At 38.8% G+C, this 250-nt stretch carries 1 pseudogene; it reads right to left on the reverse strand.

What is annotated here, in order from left to right:
* Positions 1-250, reverse strand: a pseudogene (locus tag ACFIO5_RS12340) (invasion associated locus B family protein); the annotation flags it as partial.

A 250-nucleotide genomic window follows, 5' to 3' on the forward strand; every position in this document is an offset into this window, starting at 1 on the left:
CTTTCATATTTTTTCCAGCACGCATAGCAGAAACAAGCTGCTTTTCTAGTGCTGGTGATGCTAACCAAGCCGACGAATCCTTAGTAAAAAAATCAAAATCTTTACTTCCAATGGTTACGGTAACTCTTGACCCTTCTTTAAGTGGATAACCTGCCATGAATTGAGGTTCAAACGAAAGAGGTGAATGAGAACGTTTAGTAACTAAAAAGAAATTATCGCCATGCTTAACCGTCGTTGGAAGTGACTCTAA

It is taken from the genome of Bartonella sp. AA86SXKL (assembly GCF_042196885.1).